Raw genomic sequence first — 5,604 nt, 5'->3', positions numbered from 1 at the left:
GCTTAATACTGGCTTGATTATCTACTCCTGCTTGATTAATCGCCGCTTGATTTCCATCAGCTTCACCATCAAAGCCCTGATTGATAGTAGCAATATTACTATTACCCTCCTGATAGATAGAGGCCGTACCATCTTCTGAACTGCCGTCTATTCCCTGATTAGTGCTAGCGTCGTTATCATTTCCTATTTGTTCAATACTAGAATAATCTCCAGTTGACGAGCCTCCCGAAACGCCTTGATCAATATCAGCCTGATTGCTATGTCCGTTCTGACCAATGTCGGCAATACTATTAATTGCACTACCGACTCCATTTGCTTGCGAAATGCTGGCACTGTTATCGGTGCCTTTCTGGCTAATCGCAGCTTCGTTATCCTCAGCGAAACTCGGGTTTTTTCCTTGAGCAATGTAGGCAAGATTATCCTCACCCTCCTGATAGACATCAGCCAAATTGTCGTAAGCTGTGGCATCAACACCTACTCCTACCTCCACATTGGCTTGATTGGTTTTTCCTACTTGTTCGATAAAAACTTCGTTGTTTACGCTTTGCGCATAGGCACCCAAGCTAGTACTAGCCAGTAGTGCGGTGGTGAAAAATTGCTTAACTGTGTTCATAATTAAAATTGGTTAAAATAAATAAAACTTTAGTAGTGCCTAAGATTGGCTTAGGCCAGTAAAGTACGTTCTCATCTCACACGCTTTCTTGTAATGATTGATGATTAGTGAGTATTGATGAATGACTGACATGTTTTAGTCATCACTCATTGATCCTTTGTCATCCATTATTACCTTGTTTTTCTTCCGAAATATAGGTTGATGCCCACGTTGGCCGACCAAAAGAAATCGTTAAACCTTCCCTGCGCCATTTGATCCAGTTCGTCGCTGAATACGTAGTGGTACTGTGCACCGGCTTGTAGTCCTACAGTATTATTAATTAAGTATTCTGCTCCTAGTCCAACCACCGCTTTGGGTAGCCAGCGATTTTGCGACTGAGCGCTAATGGCTCCGCCCGCCAGACGAATGTGAGGGCTGAATCGCATCTCGGGAAAGGTACGCCAAACGGTATTAATCAGGGCGTAGTTGAAGTTCTCCTGATAGAAACCTTCCCCCGCTAAAGTACCCCGCCCTACTTCTACCCCTAACGAAAACCAGGAATTTAGCTGGCGTTGCATATGGGCCTCTCCGGCTAATTGATACAAAGGGTTAGGGTAATCGCCTGCGTAGCGGAATGTACCTACACTACCCCCCACCGCGAAGCTTCCGCGCTGAAACTGGTTGCGGCGACGACCCAGAAAATCCCGATCAGGATTTACCTCAGCTTCTTGTAAGTAGTGCTGAATCACCGGAGCGTTTATCTCCTCGGAATACTTCAGATTCCATAGCCCTTCTTGAATTCCTTCGATTGTAAGACTGTGTACAGCTTTTTCAATGGCTTCGCGTACCGCAATCTCGGTCGGCTCATTATAGGTGAAGCCGGTTTCGGCCTCTAATATTCGCTGGAAACTAACAAACTTAAACAGTCCAGCGTCTAGCTTTTGGGAAAGAATAGTGCGGGAAGTATACACCGTTTTCAGAATTCGTCCGGTGCTGGTGGAAGTAGCCCGCAAATAAACGGTTACACGATCTTGTCGGTACTCCGCCGAACCGCCTACTCCGAAGTAGCGCGCTCCCGCTCCACCGGTCATGGTATTGGCATCGTAGGAGATGATTCCCCCTTCCAGAATAACTCCGGCGTACAACAGTGGCGGTAACGAACTATCTACCTCACCACCCTGCTGCTGATTGTAGGCTTGGCGCGACGACCGGATAATTTTGCGTTCATTAAGCAAATTAGAAAGCCCCTCCCGTTCAATAGTTGTGTACCAACCCGATTCTTCCAGCGCGCGTAGCAAAATGGATGTAGCACCCTGGGTGACAGCGGTTGACCAACTGGCTCCTACTTCGGTCGGTTGATACTGCCCGGTTTGATCCCGAAATTTATACACCGCAGCCACTACTTTTTCTCTTGGTTCCGGTAGTGATGTTAGAGCCTCATACATTCCCGATTCTGAACCCAAGCGGGCTTGAGATTGCTGCACAGGCTGATTTAGATAAGGGGCGCAAGCGGTTGAAAGCAGTGATAGGATTAAAATTAACCGTCTTAAATGTATTGTTCTAGATTGCATAGTTGTTCTTTTTGGTTCTTGGTCCATAGTTGACAGTCCACGGTCAATAGTTAACGGTACTTAGAGGTACAAACTGTGGATTAAGGACTAAAAATAAGGTACGCTCACCGTGGTCTCACCTCCGGTTCCCGTATCTAAAATAGTAATTTGGATACCTTCACTACTGGGCACTACGTCAATCTGATAATTACCCAACTCGTACTGGCCTTCCTGCAAACCACCCTCGCCAAATTGATCGTTAAATAACTGACGAGTGATCTGCCCCAAAATTTGCCGATTTAAGCTTTGTTCAAAATCTTGCAGCGGGTCGCGTTCAAAACGTTCTCGCGATGCTTCCTCATCTTCAAAGCCATTTTGGGCTTGAGCCGATGATAGCATCCAACTGTAGTTTAGGTAGCTACCACCGAACGCGGGATTTTGCGGTTGGTACACAAAATCTTGAGCAGAGGCGGTCACCTTCACTAGCAATAGTGATAGAATGATGAATAGTCTATGGAATCGCATAGTTATAGTATATTTGTTTTCTCAGTTTAAAATATTCCACTACCCTGTTGGTCTTCGTTTCCTAATTGCTGTACAATGCTCTCGTAGTTTTGCACGTACTGATACGCTATACTTACTGCGTGTTTAGCTAAAGCTTCAACTACATCGTAGCGAGGTTGCGCTGCGCGATTAAATATTTCAGTTTCGTTAATGTAAACGACAATCTGGCTTCCTAATCCATTCATGGGTCGTTCCCGAATGAACAAACTATAGGATATAGTACTAACCGGCGTTGTCCACTGTTGGAAAAATAGCTCATAAAAATCTCGCCCGGCTTTCGTAATCGTTTCGTCTACAATTAAGCCATTAATCTCAATACCTTCAGCATCGCTTTGATCAAGATCAGGCACTTGTTGCTGAGCTACTGCTTGAGAGAACATTAAACATAGAGTAAATAAAAGATTGCTCTTAATCCGCATTGTTTGCGTTTTTGATTATTAGTATATACTATGTAAATTATGTGAGCAGCCTTCTGAATTTATTTTTAAAAAATGTAAAGAAAAATTAAAATGCTAATAGCCAGCTTGTGATTATTTAATGCGGAATTAATAATATTAGCAACAGTATCTGCTTATTAATAAGAGAAAAAGCCCGGTTTATGAGTTACACTCGCTAAACTGGGCTTTTTCTGATTTGTAAAAACAATCTGCTAACCTATAACTCCTACCAGAGCTATTATTATATCCTATTATTCTACATCCCACCAAATTCGGGTATCCAGTAAATCAGGACCTTGACGACTGACTGCTTCATTTACATTAGCTGAATTAACTGCATCTTCGGCATCAGGGTACGTGAGGCGGCGGATAAAGTCACCGTCAATTTCACTACCCGGATAGGGATTGGGAGCTAAGTCAGGGAAGCCTGACCGGCGAAAATTTGCAAAAGTCTCTGGCGCATTCATAAAAGTAGCCACCCAATACTGCGTATTGATTTGCTCTAGTTCCTGACCAGTTTGTAATGGATTAGCTTGAAGGTAAGCCGCAATTTCTTCTTCAGGAACTGAGGTGTCATCACCATAGGCGGCTAATTCTTCCATATGTCCACGAATACCATTGGCAAAAAATTCGGCAGGGTCGCCCGCAGTCCAACCGCGAAAAGCTGCTTCAGCTAATAGCAGTTGGGTTTGCCCGTGGGTAAGTAGAAATACTGGGGCAGTCTGAGCTCCCATCCGGGTTCTATCCATCTGAGAGTAATCGTAGAAGCTAGCTAATCCTGCATCTTTCCAAATGGGTTCAATGGTGCTATTGTCGTAGCCTACGGGCATACCCACCTGCACCGAAGGGTCAACGGTAGCTGATGCCGAAGTTTGGTCAGAACCACTCTGGGCACCCACGTATCGTACGGCAATGGAAGCCAATCGCGGATCGTTGTTCTCCTGCAAATAGTCTACAAAATTTGCAGTTAAGAAGTAGTTATTAGCTTCCGAACCGTTCAACCAAGATCCACTAGGATTAGTATACAGTACCGTATGGCGAATCATCGCATTTCCTTCGTTTGATTGAATTAACCCTCCAGCTACCGCTTTAGTCACGTATTCCTGCGCCAACGCTGGGTCTACTTTAGACAAACGCATAGCCGCTCGCAGCATCAGAGAATAACCAAAACTTTTCCACTTGGCAACATCGCCACCGTACAGTACTTCCAGCACCTGAGGCTGAGAAGCATCCAGTGCCGCCGTAGCTTCTTCCAGTTCACTCAGTATTTCATTGTAAATATCTTGCTGGCGATCATACACCGGAAGTGTGTTTCCTTCCAGAAAGGCTAATCCGGCTTCAGAAAATGGTACGTCCCCGAAAGTATCGGTGAGCTGCATTCCAGTGTACGCGCGCCAAATTCTTGCCATTTGATACAGGTTAAAATACTCAGGATCTTCCTGGGTTTTGTCTAATACGTCTACCGTAGATTTTAATACATTCCGGTAATGGTTTTGCCAAATACCGGAGCGGGTCTGGTTATCTTGGTTAAAGTTTGCTCCCGCTAATGAACTACCGTTAGGGGTAATAATCTGCTGAACAATAGCTAACTCATAAATGAAGATAGAAGTAGGAAAAGAAGCCGTAATAATGGCATCATTCATTGAGTAAGATGGGTCCAGCGAGGTGGCTAACGTTTCGTTTGTGTTTATCTTATCAAACTCTTCCTCGCAACCAGTAGTCAATCCTAGCACGATCAAAAGACTTACGATATATGCTTTTATATTTTTCATGATCAATATTTTTATATCCGTAGATTATTAGAATTTAACGTTAAGATTGAATCCAATGCTTCGGGTAACCGGAAGACTGGTCTGTTCCAGCCCAACGGTATTATCCGAGGCACTAGGAAACTGTTCCGGGTGAATATTATCTACCCACTTCTTCAATACCGCCACATTATTCGCCACAATATTTAGCCGGACTCCTTCAATAAAGAAATCCTCGGGAATCATTTGGGTAAAATCATAGCCTAGCGTAACTTGGCGCAACGACCAGAATCCGGCGTTGAACAAATAGTCCTCTACAATATTAGATGCGCCCGCCGTTTCGTAGTACGTCTGAATAGGTGTTTCTACAGTATTAACTTCGCCATTTTCGTTTACTCCGTTGCCAACCACGAAGCCATCTTCTCGGCCTACCAATGTTCTTTGGTGCAGACCGTGTCGCACTAGGTTAAAGTTAGTACCCGAAGCCATTTTATGGCCCAACTTAAAGTCTACCAGGAAAGAAAAGCTTAAATCTTTATAGCGAAACGAGTTAATAATACCACCCACATCAGTTGGAATTGCGCTACCAAAGGCCTGCTGATTAGCGGTTCTTAACGGTCTCCCGTTGTTGCCACTAAATATTTGCCGTCCTTGGTCATCATACTGAAAGCCAAAACCGAAAATCTGCCCCATTGGCTTTCCTACAATCTGGG

The 5,604-nt window shown here is 44.4% G+C and carries 4 protein-coding genes and 2 pseudogenes; all 6 read right to left on the bottom strand.

Annotated elements, in window-relative coordinates; translation table 11 throughout:
• Window positions 1-613: pseudogene (locus tag WBA23_RS14120) on the bottom strand (hypothetical protein); the annotation flags it as partial.
• A gap of 170 nt (window positions 614-783) precedes the next feature.
• On the bottom strand, window positions 784-2,076 hold the full coding sequence (locus WBA23_RS14115) for a CsgG/HfaB family protein (RefSeq protein ID WP_424582922.1): 1,293 nt from the start codon (window positions 2,074-2,076) through the stop codon (window positions 784-786).
• A gap of 174 nt (window positions 2,077-2,250) precedes the next feature.
• Window positions 2,251-2,667, bottom strand: a complete 417-nt coding sequence (locus WBA23_RS14110; protein ID WP_424582921.1) for a curli production assembly/transport component CsgF — start codon at window positions 2,665-2,667, stop codon at window positions 2,251-2,253.
• Between the two features lie 26 nt (window positions 2,668-2,693).
• On the bottom strand, window positions 2,694-3,086 hold the full coding sequence (locus tag WBA23_RS14105; RefSeq protein ID WP_424582920.1) for a CsgE family curli-type amyloid fiber assembly protein: 393 nt from the start codon (window positions 3,084-3,086) through the stop codon (window positions 2,694-2,696).
• Between the two features lie 308 nt (window positions 3,087-3,394).
• The gene (locus tag WBA23_RS14100; protein WP_424582919.1) at window positions 3,395-4,915 is read right to left on the bottom strand and encodes a SusD/RagB family nutrient-binding outer membrane lipoprotein; all 1,521 of its coding nucleotides are present in this window, start codon (window positions 4,913-4,915) and stop codon (window positions 3,395-3,397) included.
• A 27-nt stretch (window positions 4,916-4,942) separates the two neighbouring features.
• Window positions 4,943-5,604, bottom strand: a pseudogene (locus tag WBA23_RS14095) (SusC/RagA family TonB-linked outer membrane protein); the annotation flags it as partial.

Origin of the sequence: Tunicatimonas sp. (genome assembly GCF_049647865.1) — a bacterium.
Lineage (GTDB): Bacteria > Bacteroidota > Bacteroidia > Cytophagales > Cyclobacteriaceae > Tunicatimonas.
The sequence above is the reverse complement of the archived record's forward strand: the minus strand, read 5'-3'. Positions and strand labels throughout refer to the sequence as shown.

What these genes read in the sequence shown, in the direction of transcription:
- WBA23_RS14105 (WP_424582920.1), bottom strand. Translation starts at nt 3,086, where the DNA reads ATGTTCTCTCAAGCAGTAGCTCAGCAACAAGTGCCTGATCTTGATCAA.
- WBA23_RS14110 (WP_424582921.1), bottom strand. Translation starts at nt 2,667, where the DNA reads ATGCGATTCCATAGACTATTCATCATTCTATCACTATTGCTAGTGAAG.
- WBA23_RS14100 (WP_424582919.1), bottom strand. Translation starts at nt 4,915, where the DNA reads ATGAAAAATATAAAAGCATATATCGTAAGTCTTTTGATCGTGCTAGGA.